Here is a 24792-nt window from a genome sequence, read left to right as displayed (position 1 = left end):
CTATCATAAGCCAGAATCATTCCCCCTATAAGAAAAACGTCTATCGACGTACTCTCATAGAAGACAGACCGCGTTTAGCGGTAATTTTTCTTGCGATATAAGGATGCGAGATCTCCGAAGTTTATACTTTCTTATATCTTGAAAAAAGATGGCCCCCGAATGTATAAGGGCCATCCTTTTGCCTTTCGCTTTCCTATTGCTCCGTTAACAGTCTGTAAATCGCCTGAGCGCTTTCCGCGCGGGTTGCTTGGCCTTTCGGAACAAACCGATGATTTTCGTTCCCCGTCAGCAGCCCCAGCTTGGCAGCCGTTTGAACGGCATCCCGCGCCCATGCGCTGATCTGATCCGCATCTTCAAATATTCCGTCTGCGCCGGCAGACTCGAAAAGCTCTTGGCGCTTGACCTCATACGCTCTGATGAGCATGACGGCCATTTCCTCGCGGGTAATCGGCGAGTCAGGTTCAAAAACGGCTTCGGAACGCCCCTGCACGATTCCAGCTTCATGCGCGGCCGCAATGGGCGCCGCATACCACGCATCCTTAGGCACGTCTGCAAATTTGGCAGGCTGCTTCGCCGTCAGTCCCAAAGCACGGGCGGCGAAGGCGGCAAATTCGGACCGGGTCACGCTGCGCTTCGGCTCAAACAGATCAGCGGTCGTTCCGGTAACGATATTGCGCATGGAAAGGTATGAAACCGCATCTGCAGCCCAATGGTTTGCGGGCAAATCGGAAAAAGACTTAGTAAATTCCAGGGCTGCATATTTCCCAGGCTGCGAAATGTCGGCCGTCATCATCCCTTCGGCATTCCATGTACCCCCGATCCATGTGATAGCACCATCATCTGCCAGTCGGCAAAAGGCTATTTTGTTCCGGTTTGCCTGGGCTCCCACCTTCACGCTCAACTGCAAAGCCGGGTTGAACGTTTTCAGCTCGTTTACCGTTTTTCCGTTACCATCGATCAAAGACAACTTCAGATCATAGTATTCGGATGCTTTTGCAAGCCGTGCATGCATCTTCCCGCCTGCTTGCGCTAACAGCTGCTGCAGCGACGCCCCGTCCGCTGCGATTAGCTGCAGGGAGATTTGCATGCCGGATGCCGGGGTTCCTTCGGAAGCTTTGAGCTGCTCCAAAACCGCTGCCGGAATGGTGAACGTATCCGCTCCACGCTTCACCTGCAGCGCCTTGCCTGGCAGCAAGCTTCCCGTTTGAACCGGAAGCAGCACGCGGTCGGCGCCCCCCGCATCTACCACGGCACGGCTGCCATCCTGGCTGTTCACGGCTGCTTTGATCTGCTCGGCGGTAAAGACGGCTGTCTTCGCATTCACGCCGTTTGAACCGTGGTTCGGGTTGGGCTTGCCGCCGCCTGTATTCCCGGGCGAACTGCCGCTTCCTCCGCCCGTACTGCCGCCGCTGCTTTCTTGTCCGCCGCTGCCTGTACCTCCGTTAGACGCCGTGACGACGACGGTGCTTTTCGCCTGATAGCCGCCCTCATGGGTCGTCACGGTAATCGTAGCGGTACCTGCTTTCAACGGCGTTACGCTGCCGCTTGCATTCACCTTGGCGACGGATTCGTCGCTCGATGCATAAGCCACGGCTTTGTCATCCGCATCATTCGGCAGCACTTGTGCGGTCAATGTTCCGGCAGCCCCGCCTGCGGTCAAGTTCAGACGGCCAGGAGTTAGCGTGACACCGGTAACGCGTACAGGCCCTTGGCTTCCCTTGCGGGTAATCATCATTTCGATCGTCTTGGTCGCCTTGGCGGCACGTCCCTTATCCTCATACCAAGGCAAATTCAGCGTTTCGGCACTTGGCTCAGTATGCACAGAGAAGCGGTTTACACCCCTCCTTGATAAAGGAATGTCCTTCACCTCCACGTTCCCTTTGGCGTCCATCGCGCCCGCCGGAATCGGCTGTCCGTTGATGGTGACGCTGGAACCATATGGGACATTGGCTTTTAAGGTAAACCGGTCATCGGTCGTTTCGTATGCGATCGCTTCACCGTAAGAGGTTCTCGGGAGCATCACGATCATCGGCATATCCGCCCAGCGCAGGACATAATCATCGATAGTCATCCGGTTGCCGCCCTGGTTTTGGATGGTCAGCTTCATGTTCGTATTTTCGGATGAATACGCGTAATTGCTCATGTCGGATGGATCATCCGCCATGCGGGAATGGGAAGTGAGCGCTTCCGTATCCCAGGTTCCCCGCGTATATTTGTATTCAACCTGTTTTCCGGCCATCATTTTAAAGCTGTATTCCACAACATCCCGGGTCGTCGCCCCGCTCGGCACGTTCAGCTTGCCGCCGGCCTGGTTCCAGCCATTGATCGTTCCGGCAATGTAAATATCGTCCTGTACCGGCGTGTAACCCGGCAGATGCAAACGAAGCTTCACGTCGACCATGACGAGCTTCGGCGTAACGATCTGCTCATTGGATGCCGCCCGATTATAAAACTTGTCAATGGCGGCCACCCGGTAAGTGTACGTTGTATCGTTGGTCACCGTGAAATCCGTGTATGACTTGGCCGAGGCATCAACAACGGCAATTTTTTTGAAATCTCTGCCATCCTGTTTGCGGTAGATCTCGAATTTGTACACCTCTGCCCCTGAATGAGTCCAATCCAGCTGGGCGCGGCTCGATTCCGTGTTGATCGGAGCCAGGACCGGGGGTTCCAATTGGACCGTATTCTCCGGATCAACGGTAACTGCCACAGAAGCTGTCGACGAATCCGCATATGTCTGTCCGTTGTCGGTGGACACCTTGGCGAAGTAATCATAACTTCCGGCTTCCGTCGGTTCAAACACCGCCCAGTACACTTTCCTGCCGTCCGGCGTATCTTCCAGATAACGCAGCTTCACTTCGGCGGCATCGTCCTTGCTTGCGCCTTCTTTATAATATGCCAGCTTGGCGGTCACCCCTGGCATATCTTTGCCGGCGTAAGCCTGGTTGTCGGATAAGCCCGGAATCTCGATGGCGGCTTGAATTTGCGAAGTGGTATGCCCGGCCCCCAAAATCACAGGCGTTGATGGCTGCGTAATGGTGACCGACTTCACCGGATAAAAAGGCGTTGCGGACACATAGTCGCTTAAGCTGCTTTCACCTTCATCGATGACGGCTGTAACGGCGTAATAATATTTCGTTCCGTTTTGCACGTTCGAGTCCGTCCACGTCGGCTCATTGGCCGTTCCCGCTTGCTCCAGCGTCCCGCCTTCAATTGGCGCACGGTAGATGTGATAGACGGTTGCTCCCGGAACGGCATTCCACGTTAGCGTGACGGAACCATTGTTTCCTAACGCCCGCAAACCGTCGACTTTCGGTACGACCTTGAGGCCTGAATCCGAGGTCATCATCATACCGCTCATTGCTTTGATTGTAAGACTCGCTTTTCCGTCTTTGAACTGAACCGCAGCTCCGCTCCCCAATTGATCCTGCAGACGGATATTGGCAGGCAGGAAACCTGCGGTATCAAGGCTGACGTTAGCGTCGCTGCTGCCGCGATTCACAATCACAAGACCTGCTTGAGTATCGGTTTTACGGGCGTATGCGATTACGTCGCCTTTATCGTAGGCCACTTTCAAGTCCCCTGTACGGAATACCTCATGATCATTTCGGATTTCAGCCGCCTTTTGGTAAGTCGCAAACAGATCCGCATATTTCCCGGCCCCTGTATATTTGCCTCCCGTCTCGTTTACCCGTTCCCACGGGAAGGTGCGGCGGGAATCCGGATCCTTCGTTCCCTCCAGACCAACCTCATCCCCATAGTAGATGGTAGGCGCTCCCGGATATCCCATCTGGAAAATAGCTGTCAGCGCCTGCATGCTGAGCGCGCGGTCGGATGGGCGCGGTGCGATCTGCAGATGCTCTTCTTCCCAGGAAGGCCGATCATATTTGGTCACCGAGCGGATCGTATCATGCGAATCCACCAAATTCAGCATGACCTCCCAAGCTTCCTTCGGATAATCCTCGCGGATCGATTCAAGCGCTTCATGAAACTGATTGGCGTTTCCATTTAGGACAAACGTTTGCATTGCGCTGCGAAAGCGATAGTTCATCACCGAATCGAATTGGTCGCCAAGCAGAAACTTCGTAGCCACGCCCCACTCTTCGCCCAATATGATCGGGTCGTCAATCGTTTCGCCGTTGGCATCCAGCCGTCCCGCCGTTGATTTGACCGCTTTCCGGAACTTCTGCCAGGTTCCCGCGGACACGTCAGGAGCGACATCCAGCCGCCAGCCGCGGGCGCCAAGCCATTCCCAACGTTGGGAATTCGCCTCCTGCATCCGCTTCGAGGCCTGATCATCGGACAAACCTGTCAGGTCATGGCCGATCACTTGATCCCGGTACCCTTGAACATTCCATTCATGGTTGCCGGGCAGGCCTTCTGCGTCGCCCGCAGCCGGTTCCGGAGCATCGATGACAGGAAGCGAGTCGAATCCCCACCAGCCTTCATATTTGTAATGTCCATCAACCTTTTCATTCGATATCTTAAACCATTTTGTAAAGTCAAAATCTTCCGGATATGCGTAGTGCTTGCCCGTCGCAGGATTAATTTGGGATGTAAAAGAATCGATTACCTGCTGCTCCGCCTTCGCCTGCGTCAGGCTTGAATCCGCATTCATTTTGTCGTATACCTTCGACCAGAATTCATATGCGCCGATTTCCGGGTACTTCTCGTACCGGTCGAAATAAATGGAGTCGTCGCCGACATGGTTGAACACGCCGTCCACGATCAGGCGGATGCCTTTGGCACGGGCCTGCTTGGCGAATTCGACGAATACGCGGTCAGAAGAAACCCGTGTCTTTTCGTAATCCAAGCCGGAAGCCGGATCGCCCGGTTTGTTGTATACCGGCTCGCCGAACATCGGGTCCAGATGCTTGTAGTCGGTTGCGTCATATTTATGATTGGAGGCCGCCCAAGCAACCGGATTGAAATAAATGACGGTAACGCCCAGCGATTTTAAATAGTCCAGCTTCTTGCCCCCCCCCTGGATATCGCCGCCGTAAAATTCGTTCGTCCAAATACCGTCCGATTTGGCATCCGGGAAATAGGGCTTGTTTTGCGGGAGCACGCGGTCCGGATTTTCCGGAACGTCGCTCCATGTTCCTGCCACATCCTCCGGTACGGGATCATTGTCAACGCCGCCATCGAAAAATTGAAGCTTATGCCCGTTTTTCGCCGTCATCTTTTCCCCCGGCATGGCGCCTCCGCGGTAACCATCAACGATTTTGGCCCGGTTGTTGGCCGGATTGCCGTCAAGGAAACGGTCCGGGAAGATCTGGTACACGACAGCGTTTTTCATCCAGTCCGGAGTCGCAAAATCCTGTTTGTACACGGTCAGCTCATATGGAAGCACCCCGTCATCAGCCGTTGTGCCTACCCCGCCGCGGTTGTTGTCATCGCCGTATTCCACCTTGGTTAACCCATCGATGAGAATAAACTTGTAATTCCATACGCCGATGCCTTGAAAAGCCGTTTTCGGGATCGTGGTCTCCCAATAGTCCAAGCCGCCAAAAGAAGTCGCCACATGCATGTTATAGGCGGAAGCCATCCCCTCGGGGCTCGTTAATTCCACACGCGCAGCCTGTACGTCGCCTGCCTCTGCGGCGATACGCAGCGTGAGATCCTCCATCTGTTCCTTGATGGCGCCGAAAGGTTTTTTATAGGTGATCTGGCGCGAATCGAAATAAAGCTTGCTTTTGTTGATCTTCCCGTCATAGGCGGCATCCGCCGGTTTGTAATTGGTGGTCAACACCGGTTTCGCCTGACTTAAATCGATGGAGAAAATAACGTCTGACGGATCAAGAACATTCAACTTAAAGTTTTCCCCGTCCTCATTCCCGTAATTTCGGGTTCCTTCCCAGTCGTTCCCCAGAACAACCTTCATCTCATATTTACCTGCAGGCACCGAGCGCTGCAGCTCATATACGGAGCCGTCAAAGCGGGTGTCGACAAACATTTGCTTCGCTTCTCCGGGGGCCCACTCTTTTTCGCCAAACAGCTTTTGAATATTGCCTACCAGCCTTGGCCATTCGGCCGCGGTCAGCTTGGGCTGATACTGCGGCAAGCCCTGCACGTTCGGCAAATTGATGCGCGCTTGACCAAGCTTCTCGTTGACGTAAAAATTCACTTTTGCCGGAGCATCCAGATCGAATCCAAAATTGTTGCCGCCATTTGAAAATCCGTCCCAGGTGCCGCTTTTTACGATTTTAAATTCGTGATGGCCTGCATCCAAAACCGTGGAATATTGATAAAAGTCCCCTGTCAGATGCTTCATTCTTGTCTTTTCGGAGCCGTTATCCCAGCCCTGGAAGCTGCCTGCAATCACCCATTTGGACGAACCCCCGGGCTGATCGGCAAGCGTGTCGGGCTCAAGCCCGGAAGCAGCCGCTTTGGCTGCCGGTTTCTGCGCAGGTTCAGCCGGTGCTGCAGCTGCAACCGCAATCATGCTGTCCGGGCCGTCAGCAGGTAATTGAGCCGGATCGGGAAAACGGATACCTCCCGTTCCTTCCGCAGAAGCGATAAATGAATATTGATACTCCCCGCCTGGGAGCGTCTCCGTTGTGTATTTGTAAGTATCCTCTTCCAGCACAAGCGGATATTGATCCGGCTTGGCAGAAGCATTGAAAAGGCCTGTCACCGCAAACTTGGGTGAATAAGAAAGATGCAAGCTTCCTTGATCATCGGCGGACGCCGTCAGGGGCGGACCGCTTTGCTGCATGCCATTGACCGCAATGGCGTAGGCATACTCCTCCCCGGCATTTAATGCGGAAATATCCGCCGTGTATGTACCATCATTGTCCGCATCGGATAATTGCACGGTATCATTCCACCCTGCCGATGAGCCGGCAGCCGTGACATGAATTTGGGAACGAGGCAGCTGAAAATGAATTTTTCCTCGATCCGCATACGTACCCTTTGGTGCCGTTTTGGCGGCATCCGCAAATATCGGGCTGAACGAACCGACGATAAGCTGCACCGCCATGAACATGGCTGTGAGCAAGGAATATGCCCGAATTCGTTTTCTACTCAGGAATTTCATACTGAACCTCCTTAATGAATAAAAATGATGTTTTTCAGATTTGAGCAAACGTTTGCATAAATAAGAGTATTCCCCCTTTGCATTTCTTAGACTGAAACTGTCACCATATTATTATGAAAACGCTTTCTAGTCAATCAAAAAAAAGTCCTGTATCATCCTATTGGTATTTTTGGGAAATGACCCTATAATAGCATGTAGAATTGATTTGAACTGTTATCGGCCGGGGGAGGACTCTTATTGAAAAACCCAACCGCGTTTACGATTTTGCTTATTTTAAACATTCTCTATGGCCTGACCCTGCTGCTGTATCCTTTTATGCTCATCATCGTCGCCTTTTCATTTGACGATCCCGCCGCATCCAAAAATTTGCTCGTATATGCTTATACGCTGATCCTGATTAGTTATCCGCTGGGTCCGCTTCTGTCATATCTTTGCTGGCTGTTTTACAACCGCTTCTCCTTTAAATGGGCCTATGTCACGGCGAATCTGCCGCTGATATGGATACTCGCGTTCTCGACATGTTTCTTTTTTATCAAATAGCTTCGCATTGCACAAAAAGGCCCCCGCAGCCGCAATTTTATGATTAGACCTGTCTGCTGAAGGGGGATATTGACGTTCCCGAAAATGGTTTTGAGTCAGGATTTTTGCAAAATCCTCGGGTAATTTGAACAAGCTGAATAAGGCAGGGAATGAAACGTGGTAAACTTCCGTCATGCAGCGCCACACCACACGTTGAGAGCTGTGCGCGATTTCTAACGGACGCCACGGAGGTTAATTCGCTAAATATGACGGCTTTTAAAACGTAACGGTCACCACAGCGCTTAATTGCTCCAAAACAACTGATAATAGGTTTTTTTCGCGAAATAGCTGCATCTGTGTCCGTTAAAAATCAAAATGCTCGAAATTACCCTCAATAGCGGCCACTGTGTCCGTTAGAGTTTTGCAGTCGTCGTTTTAAACCGTTTCGATCTATATAATACTTAATTGAGTCAATCTCATAATGATTAAATACGTGCACTTGAACAGTTACATTGACTTTTGGAAGTCGCTTCTTCGACTTTGCAAAATCCTTAGGCAAAAAACGCCCTAGTGGTTCTGTTTTGTTTCTAAGTAATGTCTTTTCGCTTTGGCCCAGAAAACGAAGTAAACCAAAATCATGAGCGGAATAACCATCCAGCTGAACCCTCTGAGCAAGGCAAAAGGCGTTTCGAAGAGGAACGCTTTCCAAAAATCCACCCCGCTTCTCTCCCACAATCCCGGCGTGTAATAAAGCACTTTAGGATTCATAACAGCCGTCATATTCACCGTTCCGTTAAGTATAAAAACCATAAACAACGGAATGTAGCAGCATGCGAGACTAGACCACATATCGGCAATCCGCCTGTACCGCCCCGCTTTGGAATCGGCGTCCGAAAAAATATCCCCATCGGCCTGCCCACTGATCTGCTTGAAATATTGATAACCCGATCTTTTCGTCCCGGCAATATGTTTCCAGCCGCTATCCTCAAACAGCGTCCGGTAATCCTCAAAATCCTGAGCGGTTTTGAAGTTCCGATAGTCCATACGGTAATTGGCTTCCTGCGGCTGAACTTCTGCGAACTCATAAGCAAATGTTTTGCCCACTAACACGTATCCTGCCCGTGCCATCTCGTTCAGCCATCGTTCCTCGCGGTCAAAATCCGTAAAAAAGTTACGCTGTATATTTCAACAGAAATATGGGTGATTTCACAAACGCTGTATGGGTTTTAGTTTCCATTTTGTTCAAGAGAACAACACTGCCAACTGTACTCGGGATCAGCTCACACGAAAAAAGCCAGCCAGATCCATGATTTGATCTGACCGGCTTCTTTAGAACCCTTGCTAAGTATGTCTGCATTATCCTCGCATCGTCGGCTTTCTACATCTGATCATCGCAGATAAGGCTTAATCAATCCTTCTTACTTCTTGACAGCCGTCTCTGCAAACTTGATCAAGTCCTCTTTGGTGAGCGGGTTACCCGGATTGGTTGTGATGTTATATACATGATCCTCATCTGACCAACTCAGTATATTTCTAACCCATTCAGGATGCTTCTTGGCTGTCTCGGCATCAAACTCGTCCGCTGTGTGGTACCGGTATTCGCCGCTCGCCTTATCCTTGTTAATCTTGTGGGATACTTGCATTTGCAAATTGTCTTTTCCGTTTGCAAACTCCAGATTGATTTCGCCCATTTCCTTCCAGTCTAACTTTTTGTAATAAACGCCTTTCCCTTGGGCTTCAGCTTCAGCTTTCACTTCTTTTTGATACTCCGCAAGATTCTTGGCAATCGGAGGCTGAATGTTTCCTTTTACAAATTTATATCCTTCAGGCAGAGCTTCCGGCTTTTGAAGCACAGGACCTTGCAGTTTGGCTGCCTGGTTCAGGTAATCCTCATAGTTTGTGGATTGGAACATATCCAGGTAATACAAGAATTCAGAGCCGCCATTGAGGTTTTTATCTGCTACGTACAAGAGGTACATATCTCCCGTATTTTTTTGCTGCAGTTTTTGGCTGAGTTCTTTCTTTGCTGCTTCAACAGCCTTCTGATCAGCAGCCGGAGCTTTCGCTGTGACCGCCTGTGCGGAATTATTGACTGTAGCTGCCTCCGTCATATTTGCGGTGCCTAACAGCATCGCGATACTACTTGCGACAACCGCCGCCTTAATTGGGAATTTCATGTGTATATTTCTCCTCTCTTTTCTTATCCTTAAGTGATGTGTGAAGCCTAGGCTTATCATTTGGGATCCCTTTGTGCCAGCTTCTATGATATAAACACAACCCGGGAAAAATAGGTTCACTCTTTTTGGGCAATTCCAGAAAAATATCAATAAATTTTGAAACTCCTATAAGTGAGCTGGATGCGCAGATTCCGTTATCGCTTCATCAGTATGTCCTGGAAACAGACCAAGGAAGGAAACAGACCGATGGGAGTGCAAGGCTATCGACATACTTTCTAAGAAGACAGACCACGTTTTGCGAATGTTTTTCTTGCGATTATAGAATTGGTTAAGCTTCGCTTAAAGCTTATTTATTCTATATAAGTTGAACCAATGATTATGAACGGAAGGAGGCAGCCGGGTGAAATGTTCTTTCGATCGCTGTTGCTCCCAGATTTCTATGATTGGAACCTATCTTAGGTAGAAATCCGCTCACAAAGCATATGCTTACGATGTTAGCTTTCCTTTGGAAAGCTTTTAGGCGAACGCTCCGCTTCTCCGTAAATCTTTCCCCCTCTTGCCTTTCCCTTTTCATTTTCTTTAATTCAACTTATATAGAATCAAAAAAAGCCAGCCGGACTCATAATTGAATCCGGCCAGCCTCTCCCCTGCATGCCCTTGCTATACACCGCTGTGTAATCTTGGTTCGCTAACCTCTTGCTTGCTCCTCGCGGCAAACCAAGTCTAAGTCATTTTTAATTCTTTACCGCTGTTTCTGCGAGTTTGATCAATTCCTCTTTAGAAAGCGGGTTACCCGGATTGGTTGTGATGTTATAGACATGATCCCCATCTGACCAACTCAACATATTTCTAACCCATTCGGGATGCTTCTTGGCTGTCTCGGCATCGAATTCATCCGCAGTGCGGTAACTATATCCACCGTTGCTCTTATCTTTGGTCAAAGAGTAGGATATCTGCATTTGCAAATTGTCTTTTCCGTTTGCAAATTCCAGGTTGATTTCACCCACCTCCTTCCAATCGAACTTTTTATAATAAACGCCTTTTCCTTTGGCTGCAGCCTCAGCTTTGACTTCTTTTTGATACTGCGTGCGATACTTTATAAGTGGAGGTTGGATGTTTCCTTTCACAAATTTATATCCATCCGGCAGGCCTTCCGGCTTCGTTAGCGTTGGTCCTGTTAGTTTGGCTGCTTGGTTCAGATAATCCTCATATGTTTTGAACTGGAACATGTTCATGTAATTCATAAACTCTTCGCCGCCATTCAGCGCCTTATCCCGTACGTACAGGATATATAAATCTCCCGGTGCGAGTTTCTTGGAAAGTTCCGCTTTGGCGGCTTCAAAAGCCTTTTTATCAGCAGCCGAAGTCTTTGCCGCCGCCTGTGTCGATTTATTGGCCGCCTTGCTTTGGGCTGCTTCCGTCATATTCACTGATCCAAACAGCATCGCGATTCCTGCTGCGACAACCGCCGCTTTCATTGCTTTTTTCATGGATATTTCTCCTCTCTTTACCCTTGCGCATGTTTTATTAAAAGGTCATAGGACCAGGCCGGCAACCATCATTAGAACTTCTCCCCTGCCGGCTTCTATGATATAAACACAGCTCGGAAAAATTTGGTTCACTAATTTGGTTTTTTGCAAAAATACTGATTTTAAAAAATGCAATTCTGCATCTTTTCCCCTGGCTCCCCTTCCATATCAAGGAATTTGCAAATGGAGTCAATTTCATAATGAACAATTACGGGTGTTTGCACAGTGGCATTATGAAATGGATTCTTGAATTCGCTTTTTGGATTTAGCAAAATCTTACACACAAAAATAACTGGCTGTTCCATCTGTAAAGTTGCAAAAGCGCATCTATTTTAACGTCCCAGGCAACTATGGCTAGAAAGCTTGCAAAAGTGCATCTTTTCCCGGGCTTTTAGGCATAAACAGATGATCCATGGTCAAATAGATGTACTTTCGCAACAATTTTGCATTTCACGCTATAAAAGGCCTGAAAAGGATGCACTTTCGCAACAATTGGCTTAGAGGATGGCTGCTTGAATGACCGGCAGATCATTGGCAACATTTATTCGTTTGAATGTGGGTAAAACGGCAAACAAGCTGACTCCGATACAGGATCGAAGCCAGCTTGCCAAGTTACTGCAGTTTTAATGTAAGATTTCGGTCTGGGTGCCAAACATGATAAATTTTAATATACAGTTCAAGCTCGGTTCCTTCAAAATTTGAGAAGACATTAAGCTTGTTGGTTGGAGTGCTTCCATTAAAATAAATAATACTGGAGAGGATTTGTTCACCCTCCTGTTCATAATATGTTTGATCAACGCCTACGAATTGTTCATCCATGCTGTCCGTTTCTACATAGAGTTTTCCGTTTGCCTTGTAATACGTCCACTTAACGGGATAACCTTCAATGTCGGTGATGACAGTTTGTTTTTCACCAGATATATTCTTCAGCATAACCGGCTGCGCATAATCCGACTTCGACTCATACTCATTTTGCAGCATCAGTTCCATCGGCGTATCAGGAGTAATGCGAAGATCCGGCGGAACATCAAACAGAAACGTCTTCGTCTTCGTGTAAGGTTTAAGTTTATTGCCGTCCCCTAATCCCATATATCCTTTAAGCTTCCGGCCGTTGATGGACAAAAAGGTATTTTTGTAGATTGGGTCATCATACGCGTTCGGGGTCTCGACTTCTATCCGGATACCTGTCGGCCTAATAATCAGCTTGCGAATCGTGGAAGTTCCAAACGACGTTTCAAAAGGAATATTCAGTTCCCGCGTAGCCGAAGCATTCAGGGCTTTCTCTTTATTCAGGTTTAAAGTGCCGACATTCCACTCGCCGTCTATTTTTTGCCCCTCCACAAGGTAATCCAACTCGAAAGTGATGCCTTTCTGGTTGATGTCCTTCCAACGATAATCATCCCTCGATTCATAAACTCCATCCGCATCCGGCCAAACTCTAACCAGGCTCTCCGATTTCATCAGTTTACCGTCTTTCATTACCTGGATTCGCGGCGAGGCTATATCCACCGCTTGCTTATTCATATACCGAAGAGATGATTTGATCAGGACCCCCTCCGCTCCCTGATCCACCACCTCAATGTTCAAGGCGTCGATCCCGTCTTTTTTAATCGGGAAGGTATGGATGCCGTTTCGCGAAAGGTCCAGGTTAAGCGGGACACGCTTGTCACGGTACTCCTGCAGCCCCCGCACAATAAATTGCACATCCGTTTTCAGGCTGGAAAATGTCCAAGGCGTTTCGAAAAAACCGTTATATTGTTTATTTTCCGAATCCCAGGTATGCGAGTAATATCCTTTGTCCCAGTTCATCTTCATCGCCCGGCCGCCCTCGACTTGCGCTATTTTCTCACCGTCCGCCCCGCGCAGCTCCACTTCGGAAAATCCCCACTTCCGCGCCTGTTTGTCTTTTGGATCAAAACTGTACAGCAGCGTGGTGCCATTGTCATCGGACATCGCGGAATCAACCGTAAAGGTGACGCCGTTTTCGGTGACGCTCTTGTTGAGGGTTTGTCCAAAACCTTGATGAAGTGCCGCTTCCAATCCCGGCCGAGATGTAAAATCCCACCTTCCGGACATCGATGCGAGCACTGGGGTCGCAATAATAACAAAAGCAATCGACGACAAAAAAGCTAGGCGGCGTCCATGCAAAAATCCAGTGCGCTTCGTCCGTTCAACCGCTATAGGTGCTTGTTCCTGTTCTCTGTCAGCCTCTATTCTAAGCCACATCGCATCAAAGTCCGGGTAGGTGTGGCTGCCTTCACCGCCCAGTTGCTGTGCAAGAACCTTCTCCTCGCGTGCCTGCTTGCTCATATTCCGCACCATCCTTTCCTCTGATTGTTTGCTTTTTGGCTGTCTGCCCTTGCGGAAGTTCTTCCTCATCGAGCTCGTGCATCATGGTCTTCATCAGTTTTAGCCCTCTATTCAGACGGGACTTCACCGTGCCAAGCGGGATATCCAGCACCTCGGCGATATCCGCCAAGGGCAAATCATTGGTGAATCGAAGCATGACGACAACTTTGATTTTATCCGGCAGCCGGTCTATACGACGCTTCCACTCATCTTTCGTCTCCTGCTGCTCTACAAGGGTTAACGAAGACGGTGACGCCTTATCGCGCTGGAATAAAGTGAGCATTGCCTCTTTCATTCGTCTCGTCTTGCTCGCCCGTAGATGGTTCAAACAATGATTGACGGTAATGCGCATCAGCCATGTCTTGAGATACTCTACCTGCTGCCACCCGGAGTTGAGCGCCTTCATAAAAACTTCCTGGCACACATCCTCGGCATCCGACGCATTGCGCAGCATATAGTAACAGGTCCTGTACACGTCTTTGTTGTACCGTTCAAAAAACTCCCTGTCCGTCAAGCAGGCTCTCCACCTTTCTTGTGCTCTACTATATGTAGTTAACAACTCCAAAAGAGAAAAGGTTCATTTTTCCGATTTTTAAAGAGGTTGTTCAAAAAAACACACATCGAAAGCTTATCCTTTGGTGCTGAAAACCAGCCTTTTTGAACACGCACTTAAAGGATCTGAGTCGAAATTTGATAGAAATACTATTTTATAGTATACATAAGATAGTCTATTTTTTTGAAAAGGAGTGAATAGAACGGTGCTATTGGGAAATCGCAAAAAAAAGCGGTGACCGGGTAGACGTTCTAAGAGCGCTGCTAGTCGAATAACTCGTATTGTATTTTTGCGATATCCAAGGCAGAATCAATCAACAGGAAATTGGAGGTTTTTATGTCCCGTTCCAAGAAAAAGAAAAAGTGGTCTATCTACCGTAAAATAACAGTTAGCTTAGCCAGTATTTTAGGACTATTTATATTGATCGCCGGATCCTATGCAGGATTTTTACACCATAAAGCCATGTCAGCCGTACATAAAATTGCAGCTTCCGAATACTATTCCCCGCAGCAGCGAGAAGCGGCTGAAACGGTACCGGAGGCCGAACCTGAAGACGTCACCGAAGACGATATGAAACCGATGACGTTTCTGCTTGCCGGGACCGATAACCGCGATGGCAGCGGCGGAACGATGAATACGGATGTCATGATGCTCGTAACGCTGAACCCCGCAACCAAATCGGCCAGCCTGTTATCCATTCCGCGCGACCTGAAAATTACGCCGCCTGGCGGGTCGAGCCATAAAGCGAATTATTTTTACGCTCACAACTACATTCAAGACAGAGCTACAGCGATGACCGAAACGAAGAAATTTTTCAGCGACCTGTTCCATATTCCAATCGACTATATGGTATTGATCAACTTTGACGGTTTCCGGCAAGCCATAGACGCGGTCGGCGGAGTTGACGTGAACGTAGATATGGAGATGCACTATATCGATACCGCAGACGGCACGCATATCGATCTGAACAAAGGTTTTCAGCATCTTGACGGCCAAAAAACGCTGGATTTTGTCCGGTACCGCAAATCGAATGACGGATCATCCCCTTCGTCGGACTTTGACCGCAACAAGCGGCAGCAGGAGGTCTTGAACCAGATGCTGGACAAACTTACCTCATTGAATGGGATCGGCCAATGGGGTAATATCCTGGATATCGTCGGCGATAACGTCAAAACGGATATTCCCGAAAAAAGATTAAAGCGATGGCTGCTGAACTTCAACAAAATGAAGCCTGACGCAACCAACCTCCTAACTGTGGAAGGAGATTGGAAAAGCCCGTTTGTGTATTGGAACAAGGAAGAATTGGATCAGGCGATGGAAAAGCTATACGCCACGCTTGATATGAAACCAAAGAAATATAACCTGGGAAGATATATGGGGTTATATACGAAATCGAAGCAGAAGTAAGCGCAAGACGCAAAAATCCACAACCGCGGTTGTGGATTTTCCTTTTATTCCGGTGAGTTTTGAGATAACTTGGACAGGTCAGCGCAAGGCCCATTATTTTACGCAGCCGGGTCTTCTGCCTTCAGCCAACAGCCTATTAATACGTTCAATAAGCGACGGGAGTTCGGTCATCGTTTCGATCGTAAAATCGGCCCCATGCTGCATAAATACCTGTTTTGTTTTAGCAATAGCCGCTTCTTTTTCTGACTTGGACAGGGCTTGGTATTCTTCCTCGTTCAGTCCCATTTCGGAGCTGCCGACGGCTACGCCGACAGACCATACGCCAGCCTGTACGCCTTCTTTGATATCCGAAGTGGTGTCCCCCACCTTAACGACCTTCCATGCGGCAGACAGCTTGAGCTGTTCCATGTTGCGGTAAATCATGTAAGGGTACGGTCTTCCGTAGGAGTCCGTGTCATCCGGCGTTACGACATGATCCGGCCCATAGCCTTTGGCTTTGGCGCCCGAAATGACAACCTCCATCATAGAACGGGTATAACCCGTCGTGGAGCCAATTTTCAGACCTTTGGACCGCAGCACTTCCACCGTGTCGATCACGCCCGGAATCGGGTTCGTATATTCGGATAAAGAGGCCATAAGCGCCGGCTCAAATTCGGCATACAGCTTCTTCACGTCTTCCTCGTTAAAAGCTCTTCCGTACTTCTCTTCCCATAATGAGGACACTCTCGGCAAGGACAGCATGGCACGGATATGATCGATTTTCAGCATCCCCATCGGGCCTCTGGCTTCTTCCATCGTGACCTCGATGCCGGCATGCTTGAAAATATCCACAAATACGTTCACTGGCGCAAAACATCCAAAGTCTACCGCCGTTCCGGCCCAATCCAAAATAACGCCTTCGATTTGGTTCATTGTCTCATTCCTCCCATGTAATCGCTGATGATATCGCATAATTGCTCGATGTCTTCCTGATAAATCTCACCGATATTTCCGATTCGGAAAGTGTCGACGTCCGTGAGTTTGCCAGGATAAATGACGTATCCCCGCTGCTTGACATAAGTGTAAAATTCGCCGAAGTTAAAGCGGTCATCCGGGTACAAAAAGGTCGTGATAATCGGCGACTGCTTCTCTTCCGAAACATAGGCCTGAATGCCAATATCCGCGAGCCTGTGCCGGAGCAGACGGTTATTTTGGCTGTAACGCTCATGACGTGCGGATACCCCGCCTTCCTCGATCAGCTCGTCGATCGCTTTGGAGAATGCTGCCACGACATGCGTCGGAGATGTAAACCGCCATTTGCCGTCCTTGTCCATCCCCTTCCATTGGTCGTACAAATCCAGCGATAAGCTGCGCGCGACGCCCTGGCAGGCTTTCAGTTTTTTCAGCTTGGCAATGACAAATCCGAATCCGGGTACACCTTGAATGCATTTATTCGCGCTGCTGATCAAATAATCGATTCCAAGCCCCGCCACATCGATCTCGATGCCGCCAAAACTGCTCATGGCATCGATGATCAGCGTTTTTTCGTATTCCCTGGACAGGCCGGCAACCATATCAATGGGATTCAAAATTCCTGTAGTCGTCTCGCAGTGAACCATGGCAATATGCGTTATGTCCCCGTCTGCCGCCAGCAAGGCTCTAAGCTCGGTTTCTTCCGGCTGCTCATCATAGCTCACACGATACTCAATATAGTTCAGTCCGATATAATCCGCCATCTGAACGATCCGTTCGCCGTACGCACCATTGGTAACAATCAGCAGCTTATCTTCGTCCGAAACGGCCGAGGTCATCACCGACTCCACCGCAAATGTTCCGCTGCCCTGCATCAGCACGGCCGTATATTCCTGCGGATCAGCCCCAGCGAATGCCAACAGCTGCGATCTGATTTTTTGCGTGATCGATTTATAATCATCATCCCATGTGCAGCGGTCAGAAAGCATCTCTTTCTTGACTGCGCTGGTCGTGGTCAGTGGTCCTGGGGTTAACAGCTTGTATGAGTTCATTTTGCCTTACTCCCTTGTTTGATGGATTTGAGCTTTGCAGAAATAGATCTATCGTTGCAGCTCAGAAAGCGGGCCGTTTATGGTGTTCTTTTGATTCTGCGAACTAAAATGATTTGCTTGCTTGTGATCTACTTTTGAGCGTTTTTGAAAAATTCCTGATGTTCCTTCAGCAGTTCAACAGTCAATGGCTGCGCAAATTTCATGGATTTCGCCGGCTTGTTGATATCTTCCACGGTTTCGCCTTTATACAAGGCCACTGGATAGTTGGCAATCAGGTCTTTGCGTGCATCTTTGATAATCGTTTCGGCCATTTTCATTGCCAGATCCGTTGTAGCGTTTTTCTTGTCTACGACAGCCACGGATTCCGTCAGCGAGAAGTTCCCCTCGGTTGGGTCCACATAATCGATCGGCGCGCCGGATGCTTTGGCTTTAACCGCCTGATGGCGCAAGCCGAAACCTGCCGCGACTTCTCCCGCTTGAACCTTCTTGATTGGACCCGAGCCGGAGCTTTCCAGATGCGGACCGACGTTTGCGATCAGATCATGCAGAATCGTTTTGCCGTCGTCTTGGCCGTATTGGCTAATAATTGCCTGAATAAGCAGCCAAGCCGTGGAGGAATCCATAATGTTCGGGATCGAAACCATGCCTTTAAACTCCGGTTTGGTCAGGTCCTTGATGGATGTCGGCATCGGCAGCCCTTTTTGCTTCAGCACTTCGATATTCACGAAAATGGAGCCGGTGTTGGCCAAAATCGGCGTGTAGTACGGCGGGTATTTCTCCAAGGCATCGGTTGTAAATGAAAGGTTTTTGTACATGGAGTGCTGGCTTTGCGAGCTTTCAATGAAATAGGAGCTCATGGTGATTAGATCCGCTTCGATTTTGCCGCCCTCTGCCATCAGCTTGCCGCCGAGCTCCGAAGTGCCGAATGATTGCAGCACGTATTTGCCGTCATAGCCTGCATTTTTCAGCGCGGTTTCCATGGAGGCAACCGCTTCTTCGTCCGCGTTCGTGTAAATGACTACTTTCTTCGCTTCCTCGGCTTTGCCGCTGCCGCAGCCGGCCATGGTGAGGATCAGGCTGATAGCCAGCAGCGTAAGCAGCAGGCTTTTCATTGTTTTGGACATGGCGTGAATCCCTCGCTTTAATGGATTTTTTTGTTGGTTTGAGTGCAGATACCCTAACGGAATTGCTACGTAATCATATTTTGCTTGGTGCGAGATCGTTTGTAAGTAGAAGCGTTGCTTTGGTGCAATGAGACCATAACTTCTGTGCAGTGAGACCATTACTTCTGTGCAATTGACCATAACTTCTGTGTAATGAGACCATTACTTCTGTGCAGTGAGACCATTACTTCTGTGCAGTGAGACCATTACTTCTGTGCAATGAGACCATTACTTCTGTGCAATGAGACCATTACTTCTGTGCAATGAGACCATAACTTCTGTGCAATGAGACCATAACTTCTGTGCAATGAGACCGCTGCGGTTACGGATCGTTCTTCCGATCGCTGTTGTCTTTGGATTTCTTTTATTGAAATTTAAATTGTTGAAATCCAAAGACAAAGGCGAACGCTGCCGCTTCTTCAGATCGATTCCGTCCCCTCCGCTACTTTTGCCCATTGCCGATAATCAATTTTGAATCAAGAACTAAGACGAGAATGCTATTGTCTCTCCGTTACTTACGAATATCTCGGGCAAAAACTTGTATCTATTGATACTCACTTTCCTTAGACAGTCTTTCGCGAACAAGTACCGCTTCTTCACCGCTTCTGTATCCCCTCCAACTGCATTGGCCCATTGCGACACTAATTTGTTCGGCCAAGGGCCAGAGACTTCCGCAACGCCTTCTAGCAAAATTCAACCTTGATGTGCTCTCACAACCACCCTTCAACGCACCGCCCTTCTTCTCTGCATCCAATCGCATGCCGCCTTCACCACCAAATTGGTGCAGAAGATCAGCAGCGACAGCACGAAAATCTCGTTAAACTTGGCGAAATGCTGCAGTTCCTTGATTTTGCTGGCCACGACCGACGTTTGGGCCGAGACCAGAAAGATGATTCCGCTGATCGTCACCATCGAATTGATGAAGTAGTAGCTGAACATTTCAAGCACCGTTGACACAGAATTCGGCAAAACAACACGGTACACCGTCTTGAACCAACTGTCTCCAAGCAGCTCTCCCGTTGTTTCCCAGGATGGATTCATTTTGGACAAGGAGTTTTTGGCCATCAGGTATGGCGTCGTAAACAGATGCACGATATTACACAACACAATGATGGCAAACGTGCCCTTCAGGCTGCTGTCATTAAACAGGAGCAGGTACGATATCCCAAGCACCATCCCCGGCACCGTATTGGTGATCATCGATACGATATCGGTTGTCCCCCGCGCCTTAAGCTTCGTGCGTACATTCAGCAGCGCTGAACCATAGGCGATGAGCGTCCCGAACAGGGAAGTTAATAACGCAACCCAAAGCGAATTTTTATACACTCCCGTCAGATCGCCGGATGTAAACACGTCGCTGATATGCTTGAACGTAAAACGAAGATCATAAGGAAAGCTGTTCAGAAAAGGAGCAATAAACATGACCGCAAAGATGGACAGCAGCCCCAGAACAATCGCGAAGGAAATGATTCCAAACGCTGCATCCCGGATGCGATGTTCCGGCAATTCAATGCCCGTTATTTTGTCATAATGGAAATTAAGCTTTTCCAAGTAATGCAGCAGCCAAATCCCGAACACCGCCGGAACCAGCATCAGCACGGCGATAACCGCTCCCTGATTGAAATCCGGAATGGAGCCGAGCATAACCTGGTACAGCTGCGCGGCAATGACCGGATAAGTTCCGCCCACTGAAGCAGGAATGCCGAAATCCGTAAAACTCAGGATAAAAGAAAGAACGAACGCCCCGCCCAGCGCTCCCGCTAACGGCCGCAAAATCGTATTGGTAAAGCTTCTCGCCGTTCCGTCGCCCATAAGCCTGGAGACGATGATGAATTTTTTGTCGATATAGCCGAAAGCGTTATGGATCAGCAGAAATGCCGGCGGCAGCGTATAGATGACATAACCCGTCAGCAGGCCGTTAAAGCCGTATATTTCAAACAGATTCCGTCCGAATAACTTCGTGATCAGGCCTTGGTTGCCAAACGAATACATGATGGCGAAACCGTATGTGATCGTAGGCAGCAGCATGGGCATGATGATGGCGGTTTTCAGAACACCCTTGATGGGGCGATATATTTTGGTGCAATGAATGGAGTAAGCTAAGATAAATCCAAGCACCGTTGCGATGACAGCCGCGGCAGCCGATACTTTGACGCTGTTCCAAGCCGCTCCGATGATGTCCTGCTCTTTCCAAACGGCTGCATAGTTTGAAAACGAAAAGCCTTGATCGGTCTCAAAAGAACGAATAAACAAAACGATAAGCGGCAGGAACAGGAAACCGGCAAACAGCAGCAGAAGCAGGATAAAGACCACACGCATTTCAGGTTTGATCCTATGCATACATCTCACCAAACAAGTTATAAATGTTCTGCCGTTTGATCTGTAGTTGTTTGATAATAAACTGCTCCACAAACTCGTTTTCCGGCTGGTTGATGATCTCTTGCGGCGAGCCGAATTGAGCGATTTTGCCTTGGTTGATGATCAATATTTGGTCAGACAGCGTTAAAGCCTCCTCGGGATCATGCGTCACAATAATGGTTGTCAGCTTGAATTCTCTTGCGATCGATTGAATCCGCTGTTTAATGGACTCCTTGATCACTCCGTCCAGCGCGCTTAGCGGTTCATCGAGCAAAAGAATTTTCGGTTTCGTCACCAGCGTTCTCGCAAGCGCTACTCTCTGCTTTTGCCCGCCGGACAGCTCGCCGATTCTTTTGTTCAGATGCGGGGTTAGTTCCAGAAAATCGATATATTCCTGGACCTCTTTGTCGCTTGCCGCGCCCTTTTGGTTGCGTAAGCCATAAACGATGTTGTCATAAGCATTTAGATTCGGAAACAGGGCGTAATCCTGAAACACGATGTTGAAGCCGCGCTTTTTCATCGGAACACGGGTCAGGTTCTCATCGCCGAAAACAATGCTTCCCTGGTCCGCTCCGGTCAAGCCAAGAATCAAATGAAGCAGCGTCGTTTTCCCGCTTCCGCTTGGACCAAGGAGCGACATGATTTCCCCTGAGCCGATCTCAAAGCTGATGTCGTCAAGAACCGTTTTGCCGTCAAATTGTTTGCTAATATTCTGCAGCTTCAGCAAGCCGCCCACCTCCTTAAACACACCCCCAGTATAAAAACCGTATGTCATCCGGAATGTCCGACTATGTAAATTTTGCGTAAATATTGCATAACTTCTTCATAACTTATTCATAACTTTTGACTAAATTTTTCCTGTGTTTAATGACTGAACATGCCGATCTTTGTAAAATCTATTGAATCCTTGGGAGCTACCCGATACACTGAAGTTGCTTTGGTTTAGAAAAAATTCGTATTTAGTGGGTGAGAGAGATGCTGCCACTGGAGAGACAAAAGAAAATGCTTGATCTGTTAACCGTCAAAAAGGTACTCAAAATGAACGAGCTTGCCAAAGAGCTGGATATTTCCGTCGACACGCTCCGCAGAGATATCCATCTGCTCGCCGGTCAGGGGAAAATCGAAAAAATATACGGCGGCATCAAGCTGGCGGACCGGTTCGGCGAATCCTCGATGGAGGATCGGATGGTCAACCATTTGGAAGAAAAAGAGCAGATCGCCCGCAAATGCAGCGAGTTCATCCAGGATGGCGACTGCATCTATATTGACAGCGGATCAACAACCTACCAGATTGCCAAATACATCAAACATAAAAAACAGCTCACAGTGATAACGGGTTCCGTTCCAGTTATCCTAGAGCTCATGAATAGCGAAATCGAGTTAATCATCATCGGGGGGAAAATCAGAAAAGAGGAGCAATCGGTCGTAGCCTTCGATTATATTTTTAATTTTCACGAGCTGAACGTCCGGAAAGCCTTTATCTGCTGCAGCGGCATCACGATCGAAAGAGGTATTTCGGATTATAATCTGGAGGAAGCCGTCACGCGCAAAAAAATGATCGAGTTGTCCCAAGAGGTCATCGTCGCGGCCGACAGCACCAAATTCGGCAAAGACGTTACGGTTGCCATCGCGCCCATGGAGCGGATCGACACGATTGTGACGGATGTGCATGTGGACCGCGGCTTCCTGTCCAAATTCAAAAAAACGGGGACGAACCTCGTCATTGCCGACTAAACATAAAACTTGCTGCTTGGGGTATGAAACTTATGCAGGATTCCTTATGGACTCCAGACAAAAGATAGATCATAAATGGGATCCGCCCGTAGCATCGATCATTTGCCCCGTAACCCATCGCCCGTCGAAAGATGCGAGGAACGCAACGATGTCAGCAATATCTGAAGGTTCCCCAACTCGCCCCAATGCAGATATTTCCGTTGCATGCTGTTGTCCTTGGGGAGTATACAACCATGAAGCGTTAACATCTGTGTCGACGATACCGGGAAGAACCGCATTTGCTGTAATCCCTCGTGGACCAAGCAGCTTTGCAAGATGAAGTGTGAACGTGTTGATTGCTCCTTTGGTAAGGTTGTAAGCCATCAATTCCGGCATAGCAATACGAGTCACTCCTGAGGATATATTAATAATCCGCCCTTCATCACGCAGACGGGACAACGATTTCTGTACGAGAAAAAATGGAGCTTTGACATTAACGGCAAATATCTCGTCAAAAGATTCTTCTGTCGTTTCTTCAAGTTTTTTTGAAGTGCCGATCCCAGCATTGTTGACCAAAATATCAAAACGATGACTGCCTGTTCGCCCTACAAGCTGCTCGTCTGACGATTGAATCAATTCTTCAACACCTAGAGCGGAGTTCAGATTTGCGCCTACAGCAAATGCTTGCCCCCCGTTTGCTTCAATGGTGCTAACCACTTCCTCCGCTGCATCAAAACGATTGCCGTAATGGACCGCAACCAAAGCCCCTTCTTCTGCCAGCCGCAGTGCGATTCCCCTGCCAATGCCTCGACTTCCTCCAGTTACTAATGCGACTTTTCCTTCCAAACGTTTCATTTTTACCACTCCTTATTGTTTGATTAATGACATTCTACACCCTCCACCATACGGGAGAGTCAACATGTGCTCAAAAAAAAGCCTTTCATCATTCCTTTCGTACGGAACAATGAAAGACGCAGCTTTTTAACTATTTTCAATCGGGATGAGCAATTCAGCCCTCCGGAGCTTTCCATACAGATCTTGATCTGCTGTCAAATAAATCTCCCGGATCGGCTCCGCTTCGCTTGGTCGATATCCGTTTGACGATATCCAGGTCGCAAGCTCAGCTAAAGCCGAACAGGAAGAATGATATGGATCACACCAATGGACCAACGAGGCAGCTTGTATTAATTCCGGCCAAAAGTGGATGTTCACTCTGTCACTGCCCGGGATTTTCTTTGTAATGGGTAAAGCGACCTCTACATCAATCAAATCGTCTTCGAAGTCGTTGTTATGCCATTGAACGTTTAAAGAGCGATTTTCATCCTCATGATGTTCGCGTACATATTGTTTAATTTCATCCAATATGAGACATAAGTGTGAGCGCGGGATGATATCACGAATTGATGCGACAAGCTGGGATTTTACATTTCGAATTGCAGTTGGGACTGTCGATGATTGGTCGTCTAAATCTTTAATACGCTCCAACCCCGAATTGATCTCCTTCAACTGGCTTTGTGCTTCCTTAATGAATTGCTGGAGTTCCAGTTGTTTGGCAGTCAAAGATTTTTTTACATCCGCCGGCGATACATCTTCAGCCAATAATGACTTAATCTCTTCCAGAGTAAAACCCCGGTTCTTTAAATCGATGATTCGTTGTATGATGAGCAGTTGTTCCGCTGAATAATATCGATAGCCGGAAAATTTATCGATCGTGTCCGGTTGCAACAATCCCCGTTGATCGTAATAACGTAATGTTTTGACAGAAACCCCGCTTAATTTAGAAAATGTACCGATCTTAAAAATCAAGCCCACTCCTTTCTTAGGTCGCCTACTTCACTGGCCTTTTCTTTCAGAAATTAAAATGAGATGACCCCTGGTATTTAAGTCATTGTTAATTACTTCTGTCTTTAGTTCAGCAAAACCTCTAACATAACATTCATTTCCGGTTTACAGTTATCAATGACGCGCCTATATAACAGTAT

16 protein-coding genes are annotated in these 24792 nt (G+C 48.4%); 3 read left to right on the top strand and 13 right to left on the bottom strand.

Annotated features, from left to right (window positions below):
• Positions 1-193: 193 nt before the first annotated feature.
• Entirely contained in the window at positions 194-7039 is a 6846-nt protein-coding gene (locus tag L6442_RS01555; RefSeq protein WP_212979168.1) for an alpha-amylase family glycosyl hydrolase, read from the bottom strand.
• 237 nt (positions 7040-7276) lie between these two features.
• Between L6442_RS01555 and L6442_RS01550 the strand changes: the two genes are divergently transcribed.
• Positions 7277-7579, top strand: a complete 303-nt coding sequence (locus tag L6442_RS01550; RefSeq protein ID WP_194231928.1) for a hypothetical protein — start codon at positions 7277-7279, stop codon at positions 7577-7579.
• 546 nt (positions 7580-8125) lie between these two features.
• On the opposite strand, the gene L6442_RS01545 is transcribed toward L6442_RS01550, so the two are convergent.
• From L6442_RS01545 to L6442_RS01525, 5 genes are all read right to left on the bottom strand, one after another.
• The gene (locus L6442_RS01545) at positions 8126-8740 is read right to left on the bottom strand and encodes a DUF2812 domain-containing protein (RefSeq protein ID WP_212979221.1); all 615 of its coding nucleotides are present in this window, start codon (positions 8738-8740) and stop codon (positions 8126-8128) included.
• 236 nt (positions 8741-8976) lie between these two features.
• A complete protein-coding gene (locus L6442_RS01540; RefSeq protein WP_237100175.1) occupies positions 8977-9735 on the bottom strand; it encodes a DUF4367 domain-containing protein in 759 nt (252 codons plus the stop codon).
• A 734-nt stretch (positions 9736-10469) separates the two neighbouring features.
• Positions 10470-11225: a DUF4367 domain-containing protein gene (locus L6442_RS01535; RefSeq protein WP_237100174.1), complete on the bottom strand. Its 756-nt coding sequence runs from the start codon at positions 11223-11225 to the stop codon at positions 10470-10472.
• Positions 11226-11876: 651 nt separating this feature from the next.
• Positions 11877-13574 carry a DUF4179 domain-containing protein gene (locus L6442_RS01530; protein ID WP_212979167.1) on the bottom strand — a complete coding sequence of 566 codons (1698 nt, stop codon included), beginning with the start codon at positions 13572-13574 and terminating at the stop codon, positions 11877-11879.
• Positions 13522-14127, bottom strand: a complete 606-nt coding sequence (locus L6442_RS01525) for an RNA polymerase sigma factor (RefSeq protein WP_212979166.1) — start codon at positions 14125-14127, stop codon at positions 13522-13524. The genes L6442_RS01530 and L6442_RS01525 overlap by 53 nt, the downstream gene beginning before the upstream one ends.
• A 375-nt stretch (positions 14128-14502) precedes the next feature.
• Between L6442_RS01525 and L6442_RS01520 the strand changes: the two genes are divergently transcribed.
• Positions 14503-15573 carry an LCP family protein gene (locus L6442_RS01520; RefSeq protein ID WP_212979165.1) on the top strand — a complete coding sequence of 357 codons (1071 nt, stop codon included), beginning with the start codon at positions 14503-14505 and terminating at the stop codon, positions 15571-15573.
• A 93-nt stretch (positions 15574-15666) separates the two neighbouring features.
• Here L6442_RS01520 and phnX read toward each other — a convergent pair whose 3' ends face one another.
• The 5 genes from phnX to L6442_RS01495 all read right to left on the bottom strand — a co-directional run bounded on the left by phnX (position 15667) and on the right by L6442_RS01495 (position 21824).
• A complete protein-coding gene (gene phnX / locus L6442_RS01515; RefSeq protein ID WP_212979164.1) occupies positions 15667-16485 on the bottom strand; it encodes a phosphonoacetaldehyde hydrolase in 819 nt (272 codons plus the stop codon).
• The gene (gene phnW / locus L6442_RS01510) at positions 16482-17576 is read right to left on the bottom strand and encodes a 2-aminoethylphosphonate--pyruvate transaminase (RefSeq protein WP_212979163.1); all 1095 of its coding nucleotides are present in this window, start codon (positions 17574-17576) and stop codon (positions 16482-16484) included. The genes phnX and phnW overlap by 4 nt, the downstream gene beginning before the upstream one ends.
• Before the next feature lie 128 nt (positions 17577-17704).
• Positions 17705-18700, bottom strand: a complete 996-nt coding sequence (locus L6442_RS01505; RefSeq protein WP_212979162.1) for an extracellular solute-binding protein — start codon at positions 18698-18700, stop codon at positions 17705-17707.
• Between the two features lie 762 nt (positions 18701-19462).
• A complete protein-coding gene (locus tag L6442_RS01500) occupies positions 19463-21079 on the bottom strand; it encodes an ABC transporter permease subunit (RefSeq protein ID WP_212979161.1) in 1617 nt (538 codons plus the stop codon).
• Positions 21072-21824 carry an ABC transporter ATP-binding protein gene (locus tag L6442_RS01495; RefSeq protein WP_194234107.1) on the bottom strand — a complete coding sequence of 251 codons (753 nt, stop codon included), beginning with the start codon at positions 21822-21824 and terminating at the stop codon, positions 21072-21074. The genes L6442_RS01500 and L6442_RS01495 overlap by 8 nt, the downstream gene beginning before the upstream one ends.
• A gap of 248 nt (positions 21825-22072) precedes the next feature.
• On the opposite strand from L6442_RS01495, the gene L6442_RS01490 reads away from it, so the two are divergent.
• A complete protein-coding gene (locus L6442_RS01490; protein ID WP_212979160.1) occupies positions 22073-22831 on the top strand; it encodes a DeoR/GlpR family DNA-binding transcription regulator in 759 nt (252 codons plus the stop codon).
• A gap of 69 nt (positions 22832-22900) precedes the next feature.
• On the opposite strand, the gene L6442_RS01485 is transcribed toward L6442_RS01490, so the two are convergent.
• Positions 22901-23665, bottom strand: coding sequence for an SDR family oxidoreductase (locus tag L6442_RS01485; protein ID WP_212979159.1), 765 nt, complete (start codon positions 23663-23665; stop codon positions 22901-22903).
• 126 nt (positions 23666-23791) lie between these two features.
• Positions 23792-24616, bottom strand: a complete 825-nt coding sequence (locus L6442_RS01480) for a MerR family transcriptional regulator (RefSeq protein ID WP_237100173.1) — start codon at positions 24614-24616, stop codon at positions 23792-23794.
• Positions 24617-24792: the final 176 nt, after the last annotated feature.

This window comes from Paenibacillus azoreducens, assembly GCF_021654775.1.
In the GTDB taxonomy this organism is placed as follows: Bacteria; Bacillota; Bacilli; order Paenibacillales; family Paenibacillaceae; genus Paenibacillus_AQ; species Paenibacillus_AQ azoreducens.
Note: the sequence above shows the minus strand (reverse complement) of the source record. Positions and strands in the feature narration are given on the sequence as shown.